We start from the raw sequence: 22520 nt of genomic DNA, 5'->3' as shown, positions 1-22520 counted from the left end.
ATGAACACGTAAGTTCATATGAAATATATCTTTAGGGGCTTTTCAGGGGTTAACGGAACTACATCATGAATAGAAGCTACCTGGTCTTTTTTATCCTGGTCTTTATGGGGTGCTCACAGCAATCAACCCAGGATTATTTATCCTCGGCAAAACAGCATTTATCACAAAATGATTTTGCTTCGGCAAGTATAGCGTTAAAGAATGCCATTAAGGCATCGCCGGACAATGCCGAAGCCAGGTTTTTACTCGGTAAAGTCCATTTGGCCAACAATAAATTTGAAAGTGCGGAAAAAGAGTTACACAGGGCCATGGACAGTGGCTACCCTGTGAATGAGGTGGTGCCTCTGCTATCCGTGGCTTATCAAAAGACCGGGGCCGATGTGGCATTAACTAACTTATCCCATAAACATGCAGGGCTGACAACCGAGCAGGCGACTCAAATAGCCTTTTATAAATTACAGGCCTATATGCGTCTGGATAAAAAAGATAAAGCACAGGCATTAATTAAAGAAATACGTACTTTTAATACTGCGTCTCCATTCAAAAGCCTGACCTTGGTTTATCAATTGTTAATTGATAAAAATGACGAGGCAGCGTTAATTCAGCTGGATACCGTACTGGCAAATGCGCCTTTTCACTCGGATGCCTTAAAATTAAAAGCACTCATGTTACTACAGCAGGACAACAAGACAGCAGCGGCAAGGGTGTATCAAACTTATCCGGCCAGACAAACAGCACTCCTCTACCTGGCAAGTGGTTAACGGTGCCAAGCAGTGCCGCATGGCAGAACTTGAACTTATCGCCTACCGAAAGCGGGTAGGGGATGGCCCGTTAGAAGCGGACGATGATGGAGCCGTGTATATCAATGCACTGTACCGAAATGACATGCAAATTATTGCCGAGGAAGATAAAAAATTCGAGCGGGCGATGGTTGAAGCAACAGAGCCGTTACTTAATTCCGGTGTCATTGAACTAACATCACTTTTTATGGGCAGGCAGAGTGATCCACAGGCCATAAAGCAAGAAATGCGGGATAGTTTAAAGGGTATTAGCATGAGTACGGCAATGACCGGATTTTTTATCGTGTCATATGAGCACCTGGCAGCCAAATGCTTAGGCCCCAACCCCGTCGAATTTACGCGTACTGAAGTATGGGATGATATAACTCGAACCGTTATGGGGGAAGAGGTATACCGCAATACCTACACTCAAACCTACCACTATACGATTGCCAGGCGACATGCCGATATATTCAAGCAATTAGGTGAAGGGACCAATGCTAATAACGTTGATGCGCTGGCAAATATTTATGGCGCGTCTGGTATGATTTCCGCAGACGCACAAAAGTCTTTATTCACAATGAGTGACAACCTGCGAGGCGTCGCAACGACTATGCAACGATATGCTTGCGACAGTGAAGAAATGAAAACGTTGGAAAGTGCACTTATAGGGATGACCCGCGCGCGGTTGTAAGGTAAGAAGTACAAGTATGTGCTAGCTTTACAAAAGGACGAGTATAACCGGCAAGCAATGCCGGTTATTTACATCGTGCGCCGGGCATGGCGCGTAGTGCGAAAGCACTGTTCGATTCATTGTGGTGGTGAGTCGATGACTTGGAGGTGAAAGTCCTCTGCACACCCGGCAAGGGGAAGTGCTAGCCGAACGGCAAGGGTGTTCATCGCGAGGTGAAATCTGAAGGAAGCCGAAGGCAAAATGCTGGCCTGACGAACAGGAAGCGGTTTAGGCGTTGTTGCAGGGTGAGGTGGCGATTATCACTAAAGCCCAATACTTGCACGGAATGCAGCAACGTAAAGCCGACAGGCATAAGCAGGAAGGTCGCGCGAATTACCCCGGGAGGTCTGGTGTTCTGCCTCTGATTTTTTTTAAACAGTGTGCTACTGACATCGAGAGATGTTGGGATGGGATATCAGAAGTCAGCCGAGGCCGTAGTAGTGCTAGTAAACCGATAGCATGAAGGGCTGAACATAATTAACCGTGATTAGGACACTGTTACTCGATGTCGATTAATGATGCACAAGCGCAGAATACTGCGGCCAGTGAGTGCGATGACGGGCGGTACCCGTCGGGATACGCCACGGGTGCTGAAATTGACACGGCGGTCAGTGGGCGAACGAAAGCGGAACCATCGGTGACGATGGAAGCAGTGACAGACCGAGCCAATATGATGTTGGCCTATCAGCGGGTGGTGGAGAATAAAGGCGCAGCGGGTGTAGATAACCTGAGCACGCTGGATTTAAAACCGTGGCTGAAACAGCACTGGCAAGGTGTGAAGGTATCACTGACAGAGGGCAGCTATCTGCCACGGGCCATCCGTAAAGCGGATATCCCGAAACCGAATGGCGACGTCAGGACGTTAGGCGTCCCAACGGTGGTAGACAGACTCATCCAGCAAGCGATAGCACAACGGCTAAGTCCGTTGGTGGAACCGCACTTCTCCCATTCCAGCTACGGATTCAGACGAAACCGCAATGCATGGCAAGCCGTGCAACAAGCACAGCAATACATACGTAGCGGAAAACGGTGGGTCGTAGACATAGATTTGGAGAAGTTCTTCGACCGGGTAGACCATGACATTTTAATGTCGAAACTGGCGAACCTGATAGAAGATAAACGGCTGTTGAAACTCATCCGCCGCTTCCTTGAAGTGGAAATGATGGACAACGGCCAGCGAGTAACACGGGACAGAGGCATGCCACAAGGCGGCCCACTATCACCATTGCTATCAAACATCCTGCTGGATAGCTTAGACAAGGAATTAGAGCGACGAGGCCATAGCTTCTGCCGCTATGCTGATGACTGCAATATTTACGTGAGCAGTCAGAAAGCAGGCGAGAACCTACTGGCCGACATCACCGACTTCCTGTCAGAAGAGCTGAAGCTGCAAGTCAATGCCGATAAAAGCGCGGTAGCCCGGCCATGGGAACGTAAGTTCTTAGGCTATAGTTTTACCTGGCACAAAGAGAGCCGGGTGAAAATAGCTGCGCAAAGTGTAAATCGTTTCAAGGATAAAATCCGCGAAATGACCACCGGGCATTGTTCACGCTCAGTCAGTGAAACGATTAAAGCATTAACCCCAGTGCTTCGAGGTTGGATAAGCTACTTCCGCCTGACAAAAGTCAAAGGCGTGCTGGAGGAACTGGACGGTTGGATACGACGAAAACTCCGCTGTTTGCTATGGCGGCAATGGAAACGCGTATACACCCGGGTCAGAAACTTAATGAAGGCAGGCATTGACGAGAATCGGGCATGGTGGTCATCGACCAACCAACGAGGCGCATGGTGGAATGCGGGGGCTAGCCACATGAACCAAGCCTTCAGGAAAGGGTGGTTCGATAAAATGGGGCTGGTGTCACTGCTGGATTGTCACCGACAGTTCCAGTGTTAATATGAACCGCCGTGGTACGGAACCGTATGCCCGGTGGTGTGAGATGTATGGACTCCCTTCCCTGAAAGGGGTACGGTCTTAATTGTCAAATTAGCCAAAGGGGTCCATACATGATTAAGAATACAATTATTGCAATTGACCTTGCAAAGCATTCCTTTCAGGTTTGCAAGTTCAACAGTGACGGAAAAATTGATTATAACAAAGCAATGAGTCGTAAAGCATTGATAGCACTTCTGGGAAACCATGTGTCAGCGTTAGTGGCAATGGAAGCCTGTGGTGGCTCGAATTACTGGGCGCGTTTAGCGAGGCGGCATGGTCATCAAGTAAAAATCATTCAGCCTCGCGCAGTAAAAGGGCTGCAATTAAAGCAAAAAACAGATAAAAATGACGCCTACGCTATCGGTATTGCGGCTCAATTACCTCATATAAACTCTTGTGGCATCATGGAGGAAGATGAACAGGGTCTTCAGGCCCTGGAGCGGGTGCGAATGCTGCAGTTGGAGCAAAGGACGGCGTTGGCAAACCAGATACGAGGACTGTTGACGGAATTCGGGATTGTGATAGCAAAGGGGTTAAATCATTTAGTCACTGCGCTGCCTGACATTTTAGAAGATGCAGAAAACGGCTTGCCGATGAATTATCGTCAGGCTTTGGCTGCGCAGTCACAAATGTTACAACTCTATACGACTCAAATAGAAAGTTATGACAGGCTCATAGCAGAACACACGCGGCATAATCCTGTTTGCCAGAAATTAAGTAAACTCGAAGGCGTAGGCCCTTTGATTGCTTTGGGGTTAACCGTTCGATTGGGAAATGCGACAGAGTTCAATACAGGCCGGGATGCATCAGCATGCATAGGTTTGACACCGAAGCAGCATTCGACCGGCGGTAAAGAGCGATTGGGACATATTTCTAAAAACTGTGCAGATAAAAGATTGCGAAGTTTGCTCTATCAGGGAGCAATGTCGGTAGTGAATAAAGCAGTATCCAGAGAGCCTAAGACTGTGAAAGAGCAGTGGCTGAAGGCGTTAGTTGACCGAAGGGGAAAGAAGGTTGCTGCCATCGCGTTAGCAAATAAAACGGTGAGAACCGCTGTTGCTCTAATAAAGAATAATGACGATTACAATCCGATACTGTTAGCAGCCTAAGAGTTAGTAAATCAACAAATTGCGAAAATAAATGGTAAGACCAACCAGCAGAATTCAGCCAGTCCTCTCAAGTGACTAAACACTGTGTGTGAGAATTGAACTGTTGGTGCGTATACATCGAAGGGCAGGAGTAGCTCTCCATTTAAAGCCCGTATATAAGAGCGCATCTACTACTAATTTTTCAAAAGATGTTGATTACTTCAGGGAGTCCATATAAGAGGACGGGAGTTGTAAAACTCCCTCCTACTCGATTATATACAGGAATACGGGGCTAAGCTTGGGCAATTTGGTTAATCCGCAATTCAGTTTTCGGTAAACAAGAGAGGACAGGTGATATGGATAACACGTTTCTCGATTTACCCATGGATGATGAAGATTGTTTATTGCCCTTGCAATCAGCTTCAATCAGTTGCCGTATTGCTGTAGGGCCAGATAAGGACAAAATAGTACTTGCCTTGCAAACCTTGCCCGAAAAAGACGATGATAACTATGGTCATTTAGCTCAAATAGGCGGTTTTAGCTTACTTGTTAGGGAGTTTGCTGACAGCCACGAATCTGAGAAACTGGAACGGCTATGTCGGTACATGTATTGGTCAAAACCGGACATCCTGGTATGAGGCCTCTCGGGCTGCTCTGTACGTTAAGCGGTCATTTAAGATTCCTTTTCATCACAACACTGAATGTGGTTTTCAGTGGAAACCATTGTTAGTATGAAGTCCCATTAGTAGCCTGTTATGTTTCCTTTCAATTAATTGGGATTTTTGGATGAACTCATATTTATTATCGGATAAGCCAATAATTTATGCAGATATGAATGTATTCCGATACTTGGCATGTGACGACATTTCAATTCTGGAACCAGAAAGATTCAAGTGGGTTTATTCTCATGTCCACTTAGATGAAATTCACCGGAATGGAAACCAAGATGCCCTCGAAGGAATGAAAATGCTGAAAGCAGTCGAGATTTGTGATGTTCTGAATCAAGACTTTCAATCTGAAGGTAATATCGTAATAAGGGATTATCTAGATCCTTATTCGAGATATGAGCAACACTTAGATGCAATTTCTGGTTATGAGGGGGCGGCAGATCACATTGTGGAGCATCTCATACGCTCTTTTGGAGCAGACAACTTCAAAGAGCTAAGTGAAACACCAGAGCAAATGCGAAATGAAATAGAACGAATAACTAGTGTTATTCCTGATGGAAGGCGCGATGATCTAATCGAGAAAGCATCTAGAGTGTCGACGGAAATGGAAGTCACAATTGAAAAGCACCTAAAGAACAGGCTCCCAATTGATAAAACAAGAAGAGCGTTACGGGTTACAAGCGAAAATCGGAAAGCTGTCGAGAAGTCCGAATCTGCAATTGATGAAATTTGGGATTTAATTTCACCTTCAATACCAAATATCACTAAGAATCAGTTCTTTGGCTTCGAACCAATTACGGGTATTGACGGAGTTCAGCATACTCAGCACGGTGCAATATCTGGGGCATATATTGTGCTCAATATGTTAGGAATAAGCCCCGACAAAGGCCTTGCGAAAAGGGACAAGATCAAGAACATAATGTCAGATGGGCAGCACGCTGGAATGGCATCTTATTGTAATGCCCTAGTTTCCGCTGATAGAGGAATAATTAACAAATCAATGTGTATATTTTCGTACCTGAATAATATTACCAATGCTCTGCATTTTGAATATCAAAAAGGGTACCAGCTTCGACTTGAGGTAAGCAAAATATAACAGGCGCATGTTGTCGGACAAATTTTCCGTTGCGCTCCAAATTTGCCGCAGAGCGCCGCGTTTGAACGTCTCCTTTTTGTCTCAAGGTGCCCCTGAAGCTGTGGGGCTGAAATGTACGTATTGCAGACGTTGAGTCCTTCCTATGATTACACAGAACATGGTTTTTCAGTGGGAACGGATGTTACTATGAAGTATCAGTATGGTTATGATACCTCTAACAAGGTGTCTTGGATAATTAGACCCTTACATTCTAGGTGTTTTTGCCTTAGACTTTAGAATATAGTATGAATTGTACCTGCATAATTAGACTTTAAATTCATGTTTATTAAAAGGATCTTAAAATGAAATTCGCTTTTTATCTTTCTTTCTTATTGTTTTCCAGCTTGGTTAACGCCGAAAATAATCCTGTGAAATTATTTGAAGAAAAAGCATCTACAACTTTTGAATCTTGCAGCGCCCTAATTTCATTACAATTAATGGCAAAGTCTAGGGATAGAATTAAGCCATATTGTGGAAACATAGAAACGGTTGAAGAAGTAAAGTCGATGTACAAAATCGCAAAAGAGCATCTTGAGAGTGAGGGCAACAATGGCGGCATTGAGCAGCTTAAAAATTACTACGCTTACTGGAAAACGAGTATGGAAATCCTAATGCCGGAGTCTTTCGAAAGCGATACTGCATATAAAGATAGAATATCAAAAAGAAAAATGAGTTTGAAAGATAAAGGCACTCTCTTGGAAGTAGAAGCTGATTACTAAGGAAGCTGCGAATAAGTCCTGCAATTTAGGTCGGGTTTTGACCTTTGTTCAGGGCTCTTTCCTGATTTCAGACAGATCTTGGTTGTCGTAACATCTGGTCAATTTTAAACACATTCGCCAGAGTGAATAACATAGCCAATTGACTGTCGTTTTTCACCATCCCTTTGGAGCGAGCTTTGTTAAAACCAAATTGGCATTTGATGATGCAAAACGAGTTTTCAAATTTTGCTCAGAAACTGGCTTTTAAGTATTCGATATTGATGGCTGTTTTGTTCTTGCGAGATGCATCTTCAGTGCACGGACTTTGCCGGGACACTCGGCGATCAATCACTCCGCATTCATGTCATTCCCAGCATTAAAAGAATTAATGCAGCATTTGAGTCTATTGAAAGTGGCGAAGCCTAGCAAGAGTAGTTCATTTCCATGCTTGGCGTACACAAGACAATTAGGCAGTACACCGCAAGCAACACTGCTTAACGTGTGGCAAAAGAGGGAAAGTTATGAGTGTAATTGAGTTGACTGAAGCAATGGATGAGCAGGCGTTAAGAACTATTCAATTATTTCGCGAGCGCCTTGCTGAGCTTGAGCGGAATTGGACTGACCTTGAAAGCGAAGGATTCACTGTTTTAGGGTGGGTGGGACATAATTCCGAATGTAAATTAAACACTACTGGGACTTCTGTAAATGTTCACCGCCTCAAAGGACTGTATATTGATTTTCGCTTTTTTTGGGGTAATGATGAGCCCTCAAATTTTTACACTATTCAGAAGCTTATTGGAAAGCACTGTCGTGAGGTGGGTTCGGTTAAGAAGGCGCTCAAGTACAACAATCAACAGTGGAAACGAGCCGGGACCGGAAAAAAGTGGCATGGTTTAGATACTGACGAGATGATCAATGTTATATTCTATGGGTCTATCATCCATCAAGTAGAAGATAAGCAACCCGCTTTACAAAGTGTTAAATCCATCCTGTCGCAGACAGCAGTACATCATCTTCTTGCCATTACTATTCGGGAGCGAATGTTCCCTCTTCGGAGTCTTGAACAGATGCTATCCCCACTTACAAAAGATCGGCAAGTTGTTCAGGTTCCAGATTGCTTTGCATAAACTGCTCAACCATGGTGTTAACTTCTTCGACTTGACGACAAAGCTGTGCGTGTTGAAGGCGTTCAATGTCCGCTCCTTGTCTATTAATGCCCGTTAACTATTCTTGTGGGGCGGCAACGTACGTTAAGCCGCTGTTCGAATGAGTTTTACTAAACAACGAGGTGAGCGAATTGCGGTGATGAAATAGTCAATTGGGAGTAGTCAGCTTGAGGATATATCTCTATAAAAGAATTGATCTTTCGTGGCACCTTTATATTGAGTATCTAACATGTCATCTATTTTATTGAGTGGTAAGCTTTAAAATTCAACGCATCTATTGAGGAATGAAATGGGGCAGGAAAATAATGAAATAGAGAATTATCATAAATTTTTAACGGAAAAGATTTCGCCATTTATTTATGAGAAATTTCACAAATGCATAAGACCTATTTTTGTATCGTTGGATAATGGAGGAATAGAGCAAGTCGGCACTGCAACTCTTTTAAAAATAAATGGTGTACGTTTATTAGTTACCGCAGCTCACGTTTTCGATTACTTTGAAAATGGTAAACTTTTGATATCTCTTGCTGATAAAATTCAATTGCTTCATCCAACATTTTATATCTCTGAAAAAATCAATGGTGAGAGGCGTTTAGATAAATTGGACTTTGCTGTTCAGGCAATGGACAGTAGTTGGTATAAACATATCGATGAGCAAGAATTCATTGAAGAGAAAAATATTGCATTACAAGTCACCCCAATTGCCGATGGTCCGCATATGTGTATCGGATATCCTAATTCAAAGAATAAAAAAAGACATAACCCCAAAGTAAATAAAATTATAAAATTAAATGCCCTTTCCTTTACTGGTCATTCATGCCTCGACCAAGAAATCTACGGAAGGGTTGGTTGCAACTGCGAGTCGCATATATTAGTACAATATAGCGATAAAATTCGATATGACTCTAAATTAAAAAAAACAGGGCCAATACTGAGGGATCCCCACGAATTTAGCATGTAATCTTGCTCATGCAAGCTTCAGCGGTGAGTTCATCAAGCCAGCGGATCGTCTTTTTCCACTGATGCAGGGTAAATCGCATTGAGGTGTTAAAAGCTCTCAAGCCAAGAAAGTGAAAGGATAGTACGGATTTTGTTTCGGTATTTGCCTGAAAGCGTCGATGCTTGTTACTGACAACTAATAGCATGCCCAACAGTACAGCCACTAACGAAGCCAGTGTGGTAAGCAAGACCAGAACAGTAATGCGTGTCTTGGTTGTGCTGCGATTATTTTCATACCCCAGACCAAAGCGCGTGCTTTTCATATCCCGAAAGCCTTCTTCTATTTGCATGCGCTGGCGATAAATATCGATGACTTGTTTAGATAAGTGACGATGGTAGGGCAATGACGTCGCCAGTAGCCACGGATCTCTTGCGCCATCAGCATATTTCAATGAATTGGTATCCCGTTGGCGCGAGCCATTGGCATTAAACGCTCGTCGACCTTTCGCTTTCTCTTTAACCAACACCAAGGTACAGGCAAAAGGTCGTGACTTGACGATAAGCGCGTTATCAAATCGCTTGGGCCGTGTTGTAGCCTTTAGATAAAGCTCAGCGATAGATTGCCATTCATTACCGCCATCCAGCGAATATGAATGTGGCTTTCGCACACGTCCGACAATATGCCATCTCAATGCCTGCACTTCACGAAACCACGGCGATTTGTAGCCCGCATCAGTGACAATAATGGGCTGGCAGGTATCCGGTAAGAGCGTGTGCAATATCTCTAAAAAGTCTCTATGTGTAGTCGCTTTTGCACTGGCTTTTCTATCATGCACTTCCTGATAAAGGGTAATAGGCCGCCCTTTAACGACAATTGCGGCGCGAAGTAAAAAGTGCTTTTTGCACTTATCCAAATCTGACCAGTCAACGGCAATGACAGGATGTTTACAGGTACAAAATAACCGGCAAATCATTGCATAGATAAACGGTACTTCACGCTGGAGGTGACCATTAGATAACAGCCGGTCAGCCCGCTTAATACGGTGTTTCTCATAGGCATTGGAACGGATACCGCGCCCCATACTGGTCACAGTGGCCGAACCGCTCTCAATCAAGCTTCGCACACAGGCGACAACGGCCTGTTTGCGGGTTTTATGCATTTTATGGCTGACAAAAGAGACAAGATTGTTCAATATAGAGCGTGCATTCATGGTGTTTTCTGTGTTGGTTTTTTTTGGCGAAAGATCTGATCACCAAATGCCATGAATGTTCCCTAACTCTTTGACTTTATTTTACTATTCGTGGGGATAGCTCAGGGGCCAATATCAGCACGAGGTCTAAGTGGAGGGCCTGTTGTCATGATGGGAATTCACCAAGATGCTGATGAAATGTTTAATAGCCAAGCGTTAGGCATTGTCATTGAGTTTAAAAAAAGAGAACAAGTTCTAGTTTGTGTTAGATTCAGTGAAATATTCAAAAGAATTTCTTTGCTACTACATGAGATGAAATCGGCTAAAAGAGAGCATTCACAATAGGGATTTAACTAATTGAGCAGAGAGTGTCCGCTTTTGACCAATGAGATAAATCCAGCGCCACAAACCTGACCGTCTGCTCTTTGTCTGTTGACGCCTGCCAGTTCTCACTGTTGGGCAGTTCCATATCCAAAGATAAAAATCAAAGATTGATTCATAAAATCAGGAACATAACTGTTTTTCTATGAGTGCAATAATACTAGGGTCTTTATATTCTCTTGCCAAATCTGCCATTGTCTTATTTTCAAAAGTTATTGATATATCAGCCCCCAACATTAACGCAGAGTTAACTTTCCCCCAATTGCTGGTTAAAATTCCTTCCACTAACTTTCCTTCACTTGTATTCTTTAACTCAAAAGGTATCTTTTTGGCTTTAGGTTGCTCCTCCCGTTGGGGGAATTCGCTTATTTCAGGTTTATGCTTTTTGAGTAGAGTTTGAATACTTTCGTCTGAATGATTTTCAGCTAATTCATAAATTGTCATTTCATCTTTTTTTACTGAAAGATTCGCTCCTAGCATGATAGCTGAATTAACTTTACCCCAATTATTGGTTATAACTCCCTCAACTAACTTTTCTTCCGGTGAGCCTTTAACTATTTTGAGAGACTCATTTTCAGATAAGGGGGAAGCGCTTAGACTGTGACCACAAAACCTACATACTATTGCAGCTTTCTTGATGGTCTCAGCACAGTATGGGCAATTTTTTGTTTCTGGGATTGGATCTGGCTTGCTTGAGATGTTGCTTCGATTTGATGTCGGTTGAATGCTATCCGAAGAGTTATCTACTGGCTCAATCTTTCCAACAGCGAGTAATATAATTAAACTGATAATTGGCGAAATTATTAAAGATGCGAAAAACCAGCCTATCCCACTTCGGTTCTGACTTGCAGCGAATAAGGCTAATAAAGTTGATAATATCAACCAAAAAAATATATACAACACGTCCATGCCCTTTTTTTGATGCTTCTATAGTTACATTACAACTATTCGTTAGTAGTAGCAATGTCACTATTATCAGACGACTTTCCTCCTGACTCAGAACTATATTAAAGTATGCAAAGTCAAAAAGAATTCGAATGGGCTACTATCAAAACGTAGCATCTTATGTATGTATAACAATCTGTTTATGATTGGACGCAAAAAGCTTGGCTTACATCAATTTTAGCCAAGCTTTTCCGCCCCATAATTCGGCTTTGAATGCCCGCTGTTTGTCTTAAGCAGACGTCATTATTTACTTGTAAGGATGAATTAGCGAAAACTAGTGGTTGAGCAGTAGGCTGAAGAGCAGGGCATCCTGATTGAGAATACGGCGTTTGCAGAGGGCTTCTTTTTTGGCGCCAATGGCGTGGGCAAGCTTAATACTGGCCTGATTATCCGGCAGAGTGAAATACTCTAAACGGTTAAGGCCTAAAGGCTGTCTGGCAATTTCTATCAGGCGTTCACACAGTTTAACTGCCAGGCCCCGGCCTCTGGCCTCAGGAACCAGCCATAACCCCAGGTTGGCGTTGAGATGCACCGGATGGATGTAGTTAAGCAGGCCCATTCCCAAACATTGCTCGTTCCACATCAGCAGGTAAGTAATACCGTAGCCGATTTTACGTTGCTGTTCGAATGTCTCGATGAGGGATTCAGCATGTCGCAGGGTAGTGGGGGTTAAACCTGAACCCATCCAGGGCTTTACGGAGGCGCAAGCGAGTTTACCTGCTTCAGACAAGGCCAGTGCGTATTTGCGATGAGCGCGAATAATTTTGACTGGCCCGGCATCGGTAAAAATGGGGGCCAGCCTGACTGGCAGGGTTGTCAGATCGATCAAAAGAGTTTCTTATCGATAACTCTGGCTAGCAGCACAACCACTAATACTACAAAGTAGGTGCCGAATATGATTTGCATCCACTCAGCCATCCCCATCGATAGAAACTGCCAACTGTTTTCCAGACAGTCGCCCCTGGCGGCAAATATGGCAGGTAGCCATTCATGTAGCGGTGCCCACTCGGGGAAATTAGGGAAGATTTCACAGGTGCCGAAGAACGGATCGTCCGACTCGATAATTTCAATGTGCTCAGAAGCTATTATAAAGCCTCTTACTGCACTGTATCCCCACAATCCATAACTTACCAAACGAGTGAGCGGGTGGTTGAACAGCAGCACCAGCAGGCCCGCCAGCACAATGCCCCACATCGCTGTGCGTTGGTAAATACACATTATGCAGGGTTCAAGACCCATGCCGTGTTGAAAATACAGCGCCGTGCACTCCAGTGCCAGCGAGGTGGCGAGGAGTGCCAGCCAGGCAGACTTTTGTTCTGCCCAGCTACTCAGTCCATTCAACAAACCCATTCTTTATAATGCTCCTAGTGGCCGCTGTTATCGGCACCGGGAACACCTGTGTGGTGCTCTATAAGGTGCATGTCGTAAAGCCATTGGGTGGCGTCTGCTAGGCCCCAGTAAGTGGCCAGTAGGCCTACAATTGCCAGTACTATGGTGTAAGGAAGGGCCATAAAGACCATGCGGCCATAGGAGAGTCTTAACAGCGGTGCAATCGCCGATGTCAGCAGGAACAGGAACGCAGCCTGACCATTCGGGGTTGCCACACTTGGCAGGTTAGTACCGGTGTTAATAGCAACTGCCAGTAAGTCAAACTGGTCACGGGTAATTTCGCCGTTGGCCAGCGCGGTGCTGACTTCGGTAATGTATACCGAGCCCACAAACACGTTATCGCTCACCATCGACAGCACCCCATTGGCCAGATAGAACATCACCAGCTGTGTGGTGCCTTCAAAACCCAGTACCCAATGGATAACCGGTGCAAATAAACCCTGTTCGATAATGACTGCGACCACACCAAAAAATACGCATAGCAGAGCGGTAAAGGGCAGCGCTTCTTCAAACGCTTTACCCAGCGCGTGCTCTTCAATAACGCCACTCATGGAGGTGGCCAGTACAATAACTGATAATCCGATTAAGCCTACCGCGGCCATATGTGTGGCAAGGCCTACAACCAGCCATACACCGATCAGCGCTTGCACACCCAGGCGCGCTTTATCACGCACGGAGCGGGCCTGATCCATCGACTTATCATAATCCACCAGAATTTGACGCACTGCATCTGGCAGTTTGGCGCCGTAGCCAAACAATTTTGTTTTTTCCAGCATGACGGTCGTCAGGATACCCATCAGGAATACCGGAATGGTGATGGGTGACATACGGATGAAGAACTCTACAAAGTTCCAGCCGGCTTTATCTGCAATGATCAGGTTTTGCGGTTCGCCTACCATGGTCATTACACCACCCAGCGCGGTACCGACTGCAGAGTGCATCATCAGGTTACGCAGGAAGGCGCGGAAGTCATCCAGATCATTAGAACCTAAATCTGCCACGCTGTCGTCGGAGGTATGGTCGTGCTCGTGATGAAATTCTTTGCCCGATGCGACCTTGTGGTAAATGGTGTAGAAACCGAGGCCAACGGCGATGATTACCGCAACAACGGTTAACGCGTCGAGGAAAGCAGATAGAAACGCCGAAGCAATAATGAACGCCAGTGACAATACGGTTTTATTTCGCACCCGAATAACCAGCTTGGTAAACAGAAACAGCAGCAGGTCTTTCATAAAGTAGATACCGGCCACCATAAATACCAACAGCAACAGCACTTCGAGGTTGACCTCTATCTCGTGCATCATGTGCTGGGGGGTTGTCATGCCTATGAAGAGTGCTTCTATAAGTAACAGCCCGCCGGGCTGCAGGGGATAACACTTTAGCGCCATAGCCAGGGTAAAGATAAACTCGATAATCAGTAACCAGCCGGCCAGAAATGGATCGAGCATGAAAATCAGAGGGTTAGCAATTAAACAGCCGATAATGGTCTTTTTATACCAGTCTGGCGCATGCCCCAGAAAATTCTTATAGATCGCCATGGTCATAGAGGTTTGCATGGAGTAATTTCCTTTTTTATCACAGGCTTAATTTGTTGTTCTCAGCTAATAATAGACGAGATTTATAATTTTTTGTCACCACCTGGGTGACAGTTTGAATGTGAATGTCTGTTTTTAGGACACTTTTCGTCTAATGCTTGCAAAGACTAACCGAAATCTATCCCGACAGGAAGTAGAAAGCGACGTATCTCAGACCATCTGCGCACAGCTGTTTAAAAAATGCGCGAAGTGAAAATTATTGCTGCTCTTGCGCATATTTCATTGTCAGACTGAGAAAAACTGTCACTTGTCAACCAGTTTGTTATGCTGTTTTAACACGTAAAACTGTTACAATTGGTCGTATCTAATTAAGTTAGGTGATTCAAGCCGCCTAACGGCGATTTATTCATTGTGCTTATGAAAATTCATCTGGTACAATCAGTTTGAAAATAACAAGAACGTTCAGTGGCGAGCAAATATGATATACAAGGCACAAAGTCCGGCTGGTTTTGCCGAGGAATACATCGTAGAGTCGATTTGGAGTGGACGTTTTCCTCCAGGAACAATTCTTCCCGCTGAACGGGAATTATCCGAACTCATTGGGGTAACACGTACCACGTTACGTGAAGTGTTGCAGCGTCTGGCCCGGGATGGCTGGTTAACCATTCAGCACGGTAAGCCAACCAAAGTGAACAACTTCTGGGAAACCTGCGGCCTTAATATCCTCGAAACCCTGGCTCGTCTCGATCAGGACGGTATACCAGAACTGGTTGATAACCTGTTGGCAGCCCGCACCAATCTGAGTGCAGTCTTTATTCGTGGTGCCATCCGCAAAAACCCTCAGGCGTCGGCAGAAATCATTGCCCGGTATAAAGACGTTGAGGAAGACGGTAAGGCTTTTGCACACTTTGATTATCAGCTGAACCACGATTTAGCCCTGGCGTCTGGTAATAATGTCTTTGTGCTGATGATGAACGGCTTCCGCGGTTTATATTCGCGCATTGGTGGTTTCTTCTTCTCAGACCAACGTGCTCGCGATGTAGCCAAAGAGTTCTACGCCAAATTACAGCAGGTTGCCGAGCAAGGCGACTACAAATCGGTACCCGCAGTGGTGCGAGAATATGGTTATGCTTCAGGCCAGGTGTGGAATGAAGTCCGCGAAACCATGCCTCAGGATTTAGTTGATTAAGAGCCGCACCCGCGGCTCTTTTCTTATCTGCGTTACAACAAAACCTCACACTAATGCGTTTTTAGTATGTGATTTCTAAATTCTCCTTTTACACTGATTAACAGATAGCAAAAGGAGACCAAATCATGGCAGCTAAAGACGATATCAAAAGCAAAATCAGTGAAGCCGAAGAGTTCGCCCGTAAAATCTGGTTGGCAGGTTTAGGTGCGTACGGCAAGAGCGTCGATGAAGCACAGGGCCAGTACGAAAAACTGACCAAAGACGCTAACAAGATGTTCGACGAGCTGGTGACTAAGGGCGAGACCCTGGAGTCAGACGCCAAAGACAAATTCAAAGAAACCACCAGTGAAGTAGAAAGTCGTGTTGCTGACGTTCGCAAAAAGCTGGGTCTGGATACAGACGATACCGATCAGAAGATCGAAGAGCTTTCTGCCAAGGTTGATGCACTGACTGAAGCGGTCGCTAAACTGGCAGCGAATAAGTAACAACTGGTCGGGCAGCGATGGCTGCCCAATCAGCTAAGGAGTTATTATGTCAGATAAAAAACCGACATCTCCCATTATGGGCTGGTTTGAAGCCGGGTTAGGCTTGTTTACAGAGCAACTCAATGCGGCCAATCAGCAGGTTCAGCATAAGGTGGATGAGTCGCAAAAAACACTGGATGAGCTCGCCGCACGGGGCGCTGAAGTTGAAGCGCAGATCCGTAAAACGGTAGACCCATCGCAGTGGCTTGAGCTGTGGCGTCAATCGCCGTTGCATCATTGGATGCCAACATTTACCACGTCCAAACAAAAGCGGGCGATGCAGATTGAAGCGCTGTCAGCCAAAGTGGATTTACTGGTAGAACAGGTTGCCCTGTTGGCGGCAAAACAGGCAGCAGCAAAAGCGGAAGAGAAACCGCAACCAGTTGCTAAGCCGAAAGCCACGCGAGCGAAAAAGACTACCGCGACAAAGCGGACTACGTCGACTCGCGCTACGAAGTCAGCCACAGCTCGTAAAACGGCAAGTAAGGACGCTCCTACGAAAGACGAGTAGACCTTAGTAATGTCAGAAAAAAGGCCGGTTAACCGGCCTTTTTTGTTAAACAGTTGACAGCTAATCGGCCGCTCGTTGTTTTTTCAGTTCCTCACCATACGCTTTGGACATCTGCATAATTTTAGGGTAGACGTCTTTCATCAATTGCTGAGTAACTTGCATGGAAGCGGCCATGACTTCAGGCATTTTCTTGACTACCGACTGGCCGGTTTCTGATTGGTAAAATGCCAGCATATCCTGTAGTTCCTGCTCAGTATAATGGGCCAGGTAGAGGTCAATCATGGGTTCTTTTAATGTGTCCCAGTTCATTTCTTCTTGCAGCATCAGGTTGACCTTTTGCATATGCTTTTTGAAGCTGGCTCGCTCTGATTCTTCAATTTTGAATTGCTCAGCCATATTGGCAAACATGCCATCAAACTGAGCATAAACCGCATCAAGTGTGCTATCCGCACCGGAGGCTATTAGTAATGCTTCCACGGTATCGCGTTGAGCCGAGTCGGCTGCCGCGTGGCTGCTTAAACTCAGGGTGGCGATAATGATCATTAATACTTTACGCATTATAAATTCCTTTTTCCTTAGTTAATTCCCAAATCAGTTTACCCCAATATCAATTGCTGATCGATAGGGATAAATTTGCTGGCAGACTGCATAAGTGAAGCAGCGGTAAGCGCCGGCACGCCATATACCTCAACCTTTTTCCCACCTTGTTCGGTAAGCCGGTTACAGAGAATACTGAAATCACCGTCACCGGATACGAGAATGAGTGTATCGGCTTCACTGGCGGCATCCATCATATCAATGGTGATCCCCACATCCCAGTCACCTTTAGCAGAACCGTCTGCACGCTGAATAAAAGGCTTTAGTTTTACTTCAAAGCCAATGGCACGGAGGATATTCTGAAACTCGCGTTGCTTGGTATCGCCGCGCTCAACGGCATAGGCAACCGCTTTAACCACTTGCCGGTTAGCGGTGGCTTTACGCCAGAAAGCGTTGTAGTCGAAGTTCTTGCGGTAGGTTTGACGGCTGGTGTAATACACATTCTGCACATCAACAAATATTGCCACGCGTTCCATAAACAAGCGCTGCCTTTTGATAAACAGGAAAGGGCAACATAGTAACAGATGCCTTACTGAAATATATCGTTACAGTTAACCAGTACATTACCAGCGAATGCGTTTGTGGTTATCGGTCGCTCCTTTTAGGATAGTTTTACAGATTTCAACCAAAATGGTTGAAAAGGACATAGGCCATGAAAAGCATTACCGGCGATACAATTCAGGCTATTTTATTATGCTCGATGGCGCTGTTTAGCTTTAGGGATGTTAGCGCTGCAGACAACGCGCTTATATTCTTCGTTGCTGGTGGAGCGAGTTGGTCTCTAGCCTGTCTGCCGTTGTTCATCAAGGACCAGTTGGCGCAGATACAAAAACAACGGCAGGCCTAAAGACACGCCGACACAGAGCGTTGCCAATGCCGCCAGCCAGTGGTTTTTGATAGCCAGACGCTTTCCTTCAACCACAATAAAGATGGCTATGTTCGGATTAACTGTTGTTGAATCGAAAAGAGCCTGTTTTCGTTAAGGTTTTCTGGATTATCCATAAACCTGAACCAACCCAGGTAGTGTTCCAAGTATTTTGTGGCTACTCCGTGAAACCGTTTCATCCACGCTTTCAGACGGCTGTGATAGGCGTTAACATTCTGAATATGAAAGACTTTATCTATCACCTTAACACCTCCCGCCACGTCTAAGCGCTTGTGTATTAAATCATTTTTCTCAGAAAGAGCTATGTAGGGCTTATATCCATCACTACATAACACACTGTCTTTCTCTAATTTTCCTGCTAGCTCCTGATGCAGAGTTGCCGATGTAACACTTGGCACAACGGCCTCATACGTATTCTTGGCTCTGTCTCTGACCGTTAAAACGGGCACCCAGTCATCTTTTGAACGCCCTCGTTTTTTCGCTTTCATCCCTCTTTTGCGGGGCTGACGAGTCATACGTTTTGAGCCTTTCTCTGAGTAGGGAAAAAGTGTTTCGTCAGCCTCGATAATACCTTCTAGTTTGCTCGCTTTCAGTGCTGATGGTAGCGCTAGGAATCGATGCCGCCACCTGAACGATGTTTCAAGGTGGAGACCACATTCTTCGGCACATTTACGCAATGGCTTACTGTCCAGCATACAGCGAATATATTCTAACCACAGCTCTTTGTACCTCAGTCGAGCTAGCGGTGTCGCCGTTGTCGCTACAAAGGTTTTGCCGCAGTTCTTGCAGCGATAACGCTGCATCTTGTTTACCTTGCCGTGCCGATTGATCAGTGAGCTATGGCAGTGCGGACATTCAGGGTTTTCAACCATCCGCTCCTCAAGCTCTGTTATCAACTGTGAGACGCTATCAGTGCCTTTCAGCAGCTTCTCAACATAACGGGTTTGACTATCTGTTAAGTGTTCTAACTCGGCTATAAGCTTTGTAAATTGTGCTGGGATCATGATCAACCCTCAATAACTGTATTCATATACAGTATAGCAACAATTTAGCAGAACATAGCCATAAAGATAAGCAGTACCAGTGCTGAAACTACCACATCGAACACGAAGAAGCGGCTGATTTGATTAACCAGCAAGTGTTCAAAAAACAGTGGCAGATCTGCGCCGTTGACCATTAGCCAGGGCACAAATTGAGAAAGCGGCAAGGCAGCGCCCACAACGCAGAATAGCAAATACACATGTTTGAGTGACAAACCTGAATCCTTATGGTTTTGTGGGTAACAGATTACTCCATAATACCTTCAGGCGTATGGTCAAACAATCGGGCCTCACGGGCTTTGAGAGCCCTGAGTTTGCTGCGCAGGGTTTCGCTTATCCGCGTGTTACGGTCAATGACGTCCAGTTGTGACCAGGTGGCTCGTTCGCCACTGGAAATCAGCTCCTGAATACTGTTAAGCGTAGGGTTAGCCGCTACCTGCATTAAATTGCGTAACTGCTTTTGCGGCAGAATGTTGATATTGCCCACATACTGCTGATCGATCACCGACCGTACTTTGTGCAGTGCCAGTTTGCTGCTGCGATTAGGTACCAGATGCTCCATAATGTCGAATGCATAAATACTATTCGCTTTGGCGAGCTGGCGCAGATGCCGAAATGTCATACTGGAAAGTGTTTTCGCCTGCGTTCGTGAAGACGATAAAAACGGCACCGCCAGTGGGTTGGTCTGACTCACAATACTGTGGTTTACGCCATATAATCTGGCCAGACGTTCAAAGGGCAGGTCGGCCATAATCGAGCCGTCGGCAAAACGGCGGTTAGGAATATACGGCACAATGTCACCACTGCTCGTTTTCGCTTTTAGCTGTACCGATGTGAATAACAGCGGCACCGCACAAGAAGCTCGAATGGATTGCATAATTAACGCGTTGGGGGAGGTTTTTGCATTGAGCAGTCTTGAGTACTGATGCAAATCCGCCGGTGAAACGGTTACCGTAATGTGGCGGCCGGTTTTTTTATAGGCTTCTTCAAAAGTTGTCAGATCAAATAACGAAATCAGCGTGTTTTCCAGTGCCCGGCTGTCCAGAATACTTTTACGGCCCAGGCCGCCCCATAACCGCCAGTTCTGAAAGTGTTCAAATATAAATTCTGCACTCAGCGCTTCGAGTAATTCGTCGTGAGTGCGGGTGCCCAGCATCCCGGCAATAATAGAGCCTGCGCTGGCACCTGAGATCACCGTAGGCAGCAGGTTTTGCTCATTCAGCGACTTCACCACACCACAATGGAAAAAGCCCAGCCCGGCACCGCCGGACAGCATTAAACAGCTGCGGCCAAAGGCATGGGCGGTTTCTTCAAAAAACGACAGCTTGTCGTAAAAGTCGATATGATCTTCATCGGCGTGATAGATCTGCTCCAGTGCACTAACAACCTGAGTAATAAATTCCTCAATCAGGTGTTTGGTACCAATTTTACTGTGACCAAGTAACTCAGGGTTAGCGATGTTGCCTAAATTGCCGTGGAGCCCCTCGTGGAGAATCGACATTAAGCTACTGATATCATTTTGACTCTGGGCAAACTTAATGCGTTGCACCCGTTTACGGATTAAACGATAATCGTACAAGCGGCAAGGATCCTTGGCTTTCCAGTCGTCTGCCCCTGACAACGCGTCATGGGCCTCGCAGGCTTCTTTGTATTCCTGATAACTGCCAGCATGCTCAATGGCGCGTTCCAGTTCGCCTAATTTTGATTGAAATACGGTCATACATCCCCCGCCACTGATTTGGTTAATTTCCGGTATTTGCGCCTATACTGGCAGTGTAGAGTTAACAATTAGAATCGGCTAACTAATTTGTTGGACCACGGGAATAAAGAATTTACGTCAGCGTTTGTTAATTGCCGAGTGATTTGCTTTTAGTTGATCTAAGCCGATGTATAAACAAAGTTAATTTGACCAATACTGCACCACAAAGTAGCCTGAGCACTGACAATGATAACAATAGCCTTGTAGCACCAACATGGAATGGAATGTACAAACCTTAAGTTTGCTGTCGATCCCGCTAATTAGCGCGTTAGTAGGATGGATCACCAACTATCTGGCGGTAAAAATGATGTTTTATCCGCTTGAGTTTGTCGGGATCCCGCCAATTTTTGGCTGGCAAGGCCTGATACCAGCCAAACGACGACAAATGGCCGAAATTGAGGTTGAACTGGTGCTGGGTAAGTTACTCAGTGTTGAAGAGCTTGCCGGCCGACTCGACCCCCGGGAGCTCACCAATGCTATTGAACACCGCCTGCAGCAGGTGGTACGTAAAATTGTAAACGAAGTGATGGAAGAGTCGGCACCACAGCTATGGGCTGTTCTGCCGGTGCAGGGTAAAAATCTGGTGTACCGCCGTATTGAAGACGACATCCCTTATGTGGTCAGCAAAATGGTGGAGGATTTCCAGCACAACGTTAATGAAATTCTCGATATCAAAGAGCTGGTGGTAGAACAGTTGGTTAATTCTCCCGAGCTGATTAACGAGATATTCCTGCGTTCCGGTGAGCGGGAGTTTCCTTTTATCGTGCGTTCCGGCTTTTACTTTGGCTTCTTATTTGGCCTGCCTACCATGGCTTTGTGGTACCTGTATCAGGCCTGGTGGATCCTGCCGTTGGGTGGTTTGCTGGTGGGTTATGCGACTAATTGGATTGCCATTAAAATCATTTTTGAACCCAAACGTCCGGTGCGTTTTATGGGCTGTACCATTCAGGGCATGTTTCTTAAGCGGCAGAAAGAAGTGTCGCGGGTATACGCAGATATTATTGAAACCAAGCTGATCAACTCAAAAAATATCACCCATATGATTCTGCATGGTTCCGGCTCAGCACAGCTGCTGGAACTGATAGAACTGCACGTCAATGATGCTATTGAACGCTATGTCGCCATCGCTCAGCCGTATTTTGCCTTGGGGGTTGGTTCCGAAAATTACTTCAAAATGAAATCCATGGCGGTTCGGCGGTTATTTGAAGACAGCGATAAATATTTGCTCTATGCCTTTGATTATGCCAATCAGGCCCTGCGCGTCGGCGATGATTTATGCGAGCGCCTGCAAGCCTTGCGCTCAGAAGAATTTGAAGGGGTATTGCGCCCGGCCTATCAACAGGATGAGTGGAAACTCATTATTACCGGGGCTTTACTAGGCATGGCCGCGGGTGTAGCACAACTTTACCTGTTGATGTTGGGCTAGGGCAGAGGG

The 22520-nt window shown here is 45.5% G+C and carries 25 protein-coding genes and 1 pseudogene; 14 read left to right on the top strand and 12 right to left on the bottom strand.

The window, feature by feature from the left end:
• Positions 1 to 65: 65 nt before the first annotated feature.
• The 7 genes from AC566Q_RS15655 to AC566Q_RS15625 all read left to right on the top strand — a co-directional run bounded on the left by AC566Q_RS15655 (position 66) and on the right by AC566Q_RS15625 (position 7055).
• Positions 66 to 761, top strand: coding sequence for a tetratricopeptide repeat protein (locus tag AC566Q_RS15655; protein WP_499607876.1), 696 nt, complete (start codon positions 66 to 68; stop codon positions 759 to 761).
• Positions 762 to 780: 19 nt separating this feature from the next.
• Positions 781 to 1473 (top strand): hypothetical protein, encoded by a 693-nt coding sequence (locus AC566Q_RS15650; protein WP_138686915.1) that lies wholly within the window; start codon positions 781 to 783, stop codon positions 1471 to 1473.
• A gap of 544 nt (positions 1474 to 2017) precedes the next feature.
• Positions 2018 to 3406, top strand: coding sequence for a group II intron reverse transcriptase/maturase (gene ltrA, locus AC566Q_RS15645; protein ID WP_499607873.1), 1389 nt, complete (start codon positions 2018 to 2020; stop codon positions 3404 to 3406).
• Between the two features lie 110 nt (positions 3407 to 3516).
• Positions 3517 to 4554 (top strand): IS110 family RNA-guided transposase, encoded by a 1038-nt coding sequence (locus AC566Q_RS15640; protein WP_105933382.1) that lies wholly within the window; start codon positions 3517 to 3519, stop codon positions 4552 to 4554.
• 335 nt (positions 4555 to 4889) lie between these two features.
• The gene (locus tag AC566Q_RS15635) at positions 4890 to 5171 is read left to right on the top strand and encodes a hypothetical protein (RefSeq protein ID WP_020745568.1); all 282 of its coding nucleotides are present in this window, start codon (positions 4890 to 4892) and stop codon (positions 5169 to 5171) included.
• A gap of 148 nt (positions 5172 to 5319) precedes the next feature.
• Positions 5320 to 6297, top strand: a complete 978-nt coding sequence (locus tag AC566Q_RS15630; RefSeq protein ID WP_499607870.1) for a hypothetical protein — start codon at positions 5320 to 5322, stop codon at positions 6295 to 6297.
• Between the two features lie 341 nt (positions 6298 to 6638).
• Complete coding sequence (locus AC566Q_RS15625; RefSeq protein ID WP_499607867.1) at positions 6639 to 7055, top strand: hypothetical protein; 417 nt, start codon at positions 6639 to 6641, stop codon at positions 7053 to 7055.
• 67 nt (positions 7056 to 7122) lie between these two features.
• Here AC566Q_RS15625 and AC566Q_RS15620 read toward each other — a convergent pair.
• Positions 7123 to 7382, bottom strand: a pseudogene (locus tag AC566Q_RS15620) (IS5/IS1182 family transposase); the annotation flags it as partial.
• A gap of 173 nt (positions 7383 to 7555) precedes the next feature.
• On the opposite strand from AC566Q_RS15620, the gene AC566Q_RS15615 reads away from it, so the two are divergent.
• The gene (locus AC566Q_RS15615) at positions 7556 to 8161 is read left to right on the top strand and encodes a hypothetical protein (protein WP_499607864.1); all 606 of its coding nucleotides are present in this window, start codon (positions 7556 to 7558) and stop codon (positions 8159 to 8161) included.
• 328 nt (positions 8162 to 8489) lie between these two features.
• Positions 8490 to 9161, top strand: coding sequence for a calponin homology domain-containing protein (locus tag AC566Q_RS15610; protein ID WP_499607861.1), 672 nt, complete (start codon positions 8490 to 8492; stop codon positions 9159 to 9161).
• Here AC566Q_RS15610 and AC566Q_RS15605 read toward each other — a convergent pair.
• From AC566Q_RS15605 to nhaB, 5 genes are all read right to left on the bottom strand, one after another.
• Positions 9151 to 10350 carry an IS4 family transposase gene (locus tag AC566Q_RS15605; protein ID WP_348681020.1) on the bottom strand — a complete coding sequence of 400 codons (1200 nt, stop codon included), beginning with the start codon at positions 10348 to 10350 and terminating at the stop codon, positions 9151 to 9153. The genes AC566Q_RS15610 and AC566Q_RS15605 overlap by 11 nt on opposite strands.
• Positions 10351 to 10833: 483 nt before the next feature.
• A complete protein-coding gene (locus AC566Q_RS15600) occupies positions 10834 to 11619 on the bottom strand; it encodes a hypothetical protein (RefSeq protein WP_499607857.1) in 786 nt (261 codons plus the stop codon).
• Positions 11620 to 11929: 310 nt separating this feature from the next.
• A complete protein-coding gene (locus AC566Q_RS15595; RefSeq protein ID WP_499607855.1) occupies positions 11930 to 12484 on the bottom strand; it encodes a GNAT family N-acetyltransferase in 555 nt (184 codons plus the stop codon).
• Positions 12481 to 13005 (bottom strand): disulfide bond formation protein DsbB, encoded by a 525-nt coding sequence (gene dsbB, locus AC566Q_RS15590; protein WP_499607852.1) that lies wholly within the window; start codon positions 13003 to 13005, stop codon positions 12481 to 12483. The genes AC566Q_RS15595 and dsbB overlap by 4 nt, the downstream gene beginning before the upstream one ends.
• A 14-nt stretch (positions 13006 to 13019) precedes the next feature.
• Positions 13020 to 14600: a sodium/proton antiporter NhaB gene (nhaB, locus tag AC566Q_RS15585; RefSeq protein WP_105933631.1), complete on the bottom strand. Its 1581-nt coding sequence runs from the start codon at positions 14598 to 14600 to the stop codon at positions 13020 to 13022.
• Positions 14601 to 15057: 457 nt separating this feature from the next.
• Here nhaB and fadR point away from each other — a divergent pair, with 457 nt between their 5' ends.
• From fadR to AC566Q_RS15570, 3 genes are all read left to right on the top strand, one after another.
• Positions 15058 to 15768: a fatty acid metabolism transcriptional regulator FadR gene (gene fadR, locus AC566Q_RS15580; RefSeq protein ID WP_499607847.1), complete on the top strand. Its 711-nt coding sequence runs from the start codon at positions 15058 to 15060 to the stop codon at positions 15766 to 15768.
• A 125-nt stretch (positions 15769 to 15893) separates the two neighbouring features.
• The gene (locus tag AC566Q_RS15575) at positions 15894 to 16253 is read left to right on the top strand and encodes a phasin-related domain-containing protein (RefSeq protein ID WP_105936296.1); all 360 of its coding nucleotides are present in this window, start codon (positions 15894 to 15896) and stop codon (positions 16251 to 16253) included.
• Between the two features lie 46 nt (positions 16254 to 16299).
• The gene (locus tag AC566Q_RS15570; RefSeq protein WP_499607844.1) at positions 16300 to 16803 is read left to right on the top strand and encodes a hypothetical protein; all 504 of its coding nucleotides are present in this window, start codon (positions 16300 to 16302) and stop codon (positions 16801 to 16803) included.
• A gap of 60 nt (positions 16804 to 16863) precedes the next feature.
• On the opposite strand, the gene AC566Q_RS15565 is transcribed toward AC566Q_RS15570, so the two are convergent.
• Both AC566Q_RS15565 and AC566Q_RS15560 read right to left on the bottom strand, forming a co-directional pair.
• Complete coding sequence (locus tag AC566Q_RS15565) at positions 16864 to 17361, bottom strand: DUF2059 domain-containing protein (protein ID WP_499607841.1); 498 nt, start codon at positions 17359 to 17361, stop codon at positions 16864 to 16866.
• Between the two features lie 38 nt (positions 17362 to 17399).
• Complete coding sequence (locus AC566Q_RS15560; protein WP_499607839.1) at positions 17400 to 17876, bottom strand: LabA-like NYN domain-containing protein; 477 nt, start codon at positions 17874 to 17876, stop codon at positions 17400 to 17402.
• A 176-nt stretch (positions 17877 to 18052) separates the two neighbouring features.
• Between AC566Q_RS15560 and AC566Q_RS15555 the strand changes: the two genes are divergently transcribed.
• Entirely contained in the window at positions 18053 to 18247 is a 195-nt protein-coding gene (locus AC566Q_RS15555) for a hypothetical protein (protein WP_499617639.1), read from the top strand.
• On the opposite strand, the gene AC566Q_RS15550 is transcribed toward AC566Q_RS15555, so the two are convergent.
• From AC566Q_RS15550 to AC566Q_RS15535, 4 genes are read right to left on the bottom strand one after another with little or no spacing between them, the layout of a single operon-like run.
• On the bottom strand, positions 18182 to 18322 hold the full coding sequence (locus AC566Q_RS15550; RefSeq protein ID WP_499607836.1) for a DUF2834 domain-containing protein: 141 nt from the start codon (positions 18320 to 18322) through the stop codon (positions 18182 to 18184). The genes AC566Q_RS15555 and AC566Q_RS15550 overlap by 66 nt on opposite strands.
• An 11-nt stretch (positions 18323 to 18333) precedes the next feature.
• Positions 18334 to 19290 (bottom strand): IS1595-like element ISAma5 family transposase, encoded by a 957-nt coding sequence (locus AC566Q_RS15545; protein ID WP_377908325.1) that lies wholly within the window; start codon positions 19288 to 19290, stop codon positions 18334 to 18336.
• A gap of 44 nt (positions 19291 to 19334) precedes the next feature.
• Positions 19335 to 19541 carry a DUF2834 domain-containing protein gene (locus AC566Q_RS15540; RefSeq protein WP_499607833.1) on the bottom strand — a complete coding sequence of 69 codons (207 nt, stop codon included), beginning with the start codon at positions 19539 to 19541 and terminating at the stop codon, positions 19335 to 19337.
• A 32-nt stretch (positions 19542 to 19573) separates the two neighbouring features.
• Positions 19574 to 21046 carry a DUF3336 domain-containing protein gene (locus AC566Q_RS15535; protein WP_499607830.1) on the bottom strand — a complete coding sequence of 491 codons (1473 nt, stop codon included), beginning with the start codon at positions 21044 to 21046 and terminating at the stop codon, positions 19574 to 19576.
• Between the two features lie 253 nt (positions 21047 to 21299).
• On the opposite strand from AC566Q_RS15535, the gene AC566Q_RS15530 reads away from it, so the two are divergent.
• Positions 21300 to 22511 carry a DUF445 domain-containing protein gene (locus tag AC566Q_RS15530; RefSeq protein WP_499607827.1) on the top strand — a complete coding sequence of 404 codons (1212 nt, stop codon included), beginning with the start codon at positions 21300 to 21302 and terminating at the stop codon, positions 22509 to 22511.
• Positions 22512 to 22520 lie beyond the last annotated feature (9 nt).

The sequence above is a fragment of the Alteromonas sp. H02 genome (assembly GCF_059682525.1).
The sequence above is the reverse complement of the archived record's forward strand: the minus strand, read 5'-3'. Positions and strand labels throughout refer to the sequence as shown.

What these genes read in the sequence shown, in the direction of transcription:
- AC566Q_RS15615 (WP_499607864.1), top strand. Translation starts at nt 7,556, where the DNA reads ATGAGTGTAATTGAGTTGACTGAAGCAATGGATGAGCAGGCGTTAAGA.
- nhaB (WP_105933631.1), bottom strand. Translation starts at nt 14,600, where the DNA reads ATGCAAACCTCTATGACCATGGCGATCTATAAGAATTTTCTGGGGCAT.
- AC566Q_RS15625 (WP_499607867.1), top strand. Translation starts at nt 6,639, where the DNA reads ATGAAATTCGCTTTTTATCTTTCTTTCTTATTGTTTTCCAGCTTGGTT.
- AC566Q_RS15530 (WP_499607827.1), top strand. Translation starts at nt 21,300, where the DNA reads ATGGAATGGAATGTACAAACCTTAAGTTTGCTGTCGATCCCGCTAATT.
- AC566Q_RS15575 (WP_105936296.1), top strand. Translation starts at nt 15,894, where the DNA reads ATGGCAGCTAAAGACGATATCAAAAGCAAAATCAGTGAAGCCGAAGAG.
- AC566Q_RS15555 (WP_499617639.1), top strand. Translation starts at nt 18,053, where the DNA reads ATGAAAAGCATTACCGGCGATACAATTCAGGCTATTTTATTATGCTCG.
- AC566Q_RS15600 (WP_499607857.1), bottom strand. Translation starts at nt 11,619, where the DNA reads ATGGACGTGTTGTATATATTTTTTTGGTTGATATTATCAACTTTATTA.
- AC566Q_RS15570 (WP_499607844.1), top strand. Translation starts at nt 16,300, where the DNA reads ATGTCAGATAAAAAACCGACATCTCCCATTATGGGCTGGTTTGAAGCC.
- fadR (WP_499607847.1), top strand. Translation starts at nt 15,058, where the DNA reads ATGATATACAAGGCACAAAGTCCGGCTGGTTTTGCCGAGGAATACATC.
- ltrA (WP_499607873.1), top strand. Translation starts at nt 2,018, where the DNA reads ATGTCGATTAATGATGCACAAGCGCAGAATACTGCGGCCAGTGAGTGC.
- AC566Q_RS15655 (WP_499607876.1), top strand. Translation starts at nt 66, where the DNA reads ATGAATAGAAGCTACCTGGTCTTTTTTATCCTGGTCTTTATGGGGTGC.
- AC566Q_RS15605 (WP_348681020.1), bottom strand. Translation starts at nt 10,350, where the DNA reads ATGAATGCACGCTCTATATTGAACAATCTTGTCTCTTTTGTCAGCCAT.
- AC566Q_RS15650 (WP_138686915.1), top strand. Translation starts at nt 781, where the DNA reads ATGGCAGAACTTGAACTTATCGCCTACCGAAAGCGGGTAGGGGATGGC.
- AC566Q_RS15610 (WP_499607861.1), top strand. Translation starts at nt 8,490, where the DNA reads ATGGGGCAGGAAAATAATGAAATAGAGAATTATCATAAATTTTTAACG.
- AC566Q_RS15565 (WP_499607841.1), bottom strand. Translation starts at nt 17,361, where the DNA reads ATGCGTAAAGTATTAATGATCATTATCGCCACCCTGAGTTTAAGCAGC.
- AC566Q_RS15545 (WP_377908325.1), bottom strand. Translation starts at nt 19,290, where the DNA reads ATGATCCCAGCACAATTTACAAAGCTTATAGCCGAGTTAGAACACTTA.
- AC566Q_RS15535 (WP_499607830.1), bottom strand. Translation starts at nt 21,046, where the DNA reads ATGACCGTATTTCAATCAAAATTAGGCGAACTGGAACGCGCCATTGAG.
- AC566Q_RS15635 (WP_020745568.1), top strand. Translation starts at nt 4,890, where the DNA reads ATGGATAACACGTTTCTCGATTTACCCATGGATGATGAAGATTGTTTA.
- AC566Q_RS15630 (WP_499607870.1), top strand. Translation starts at nt 5,320, where the DNA reads ATGAACTCATATTTATTATCGGATAAGCCAATAATTTATGCAGATATG.
- AC566Q_RS15560 (WP_499607839.1), bottom strand. Translation starts at nt 17,876, where the DNA reads ATGGAACGCGTGGCAATATTTGTTGATGTGCAGAATGTGTATTACACC.
- dsbB (WP_499607852.1), bottom strand. Translation starts at nt 13,005, where the DNA reads ATGGGTTTGTTGAATGGACTGAGTAGCTGGGCAGAACAAAAGTCTGCC.
- AC566Q_RS15640 (WP_105933382.1), top strand. Translation starts at nt 3,517, where the DNA reads ATGATTAAGAATACAATTATTGCAATTGACCTTGCAAAGCATTCCTTT.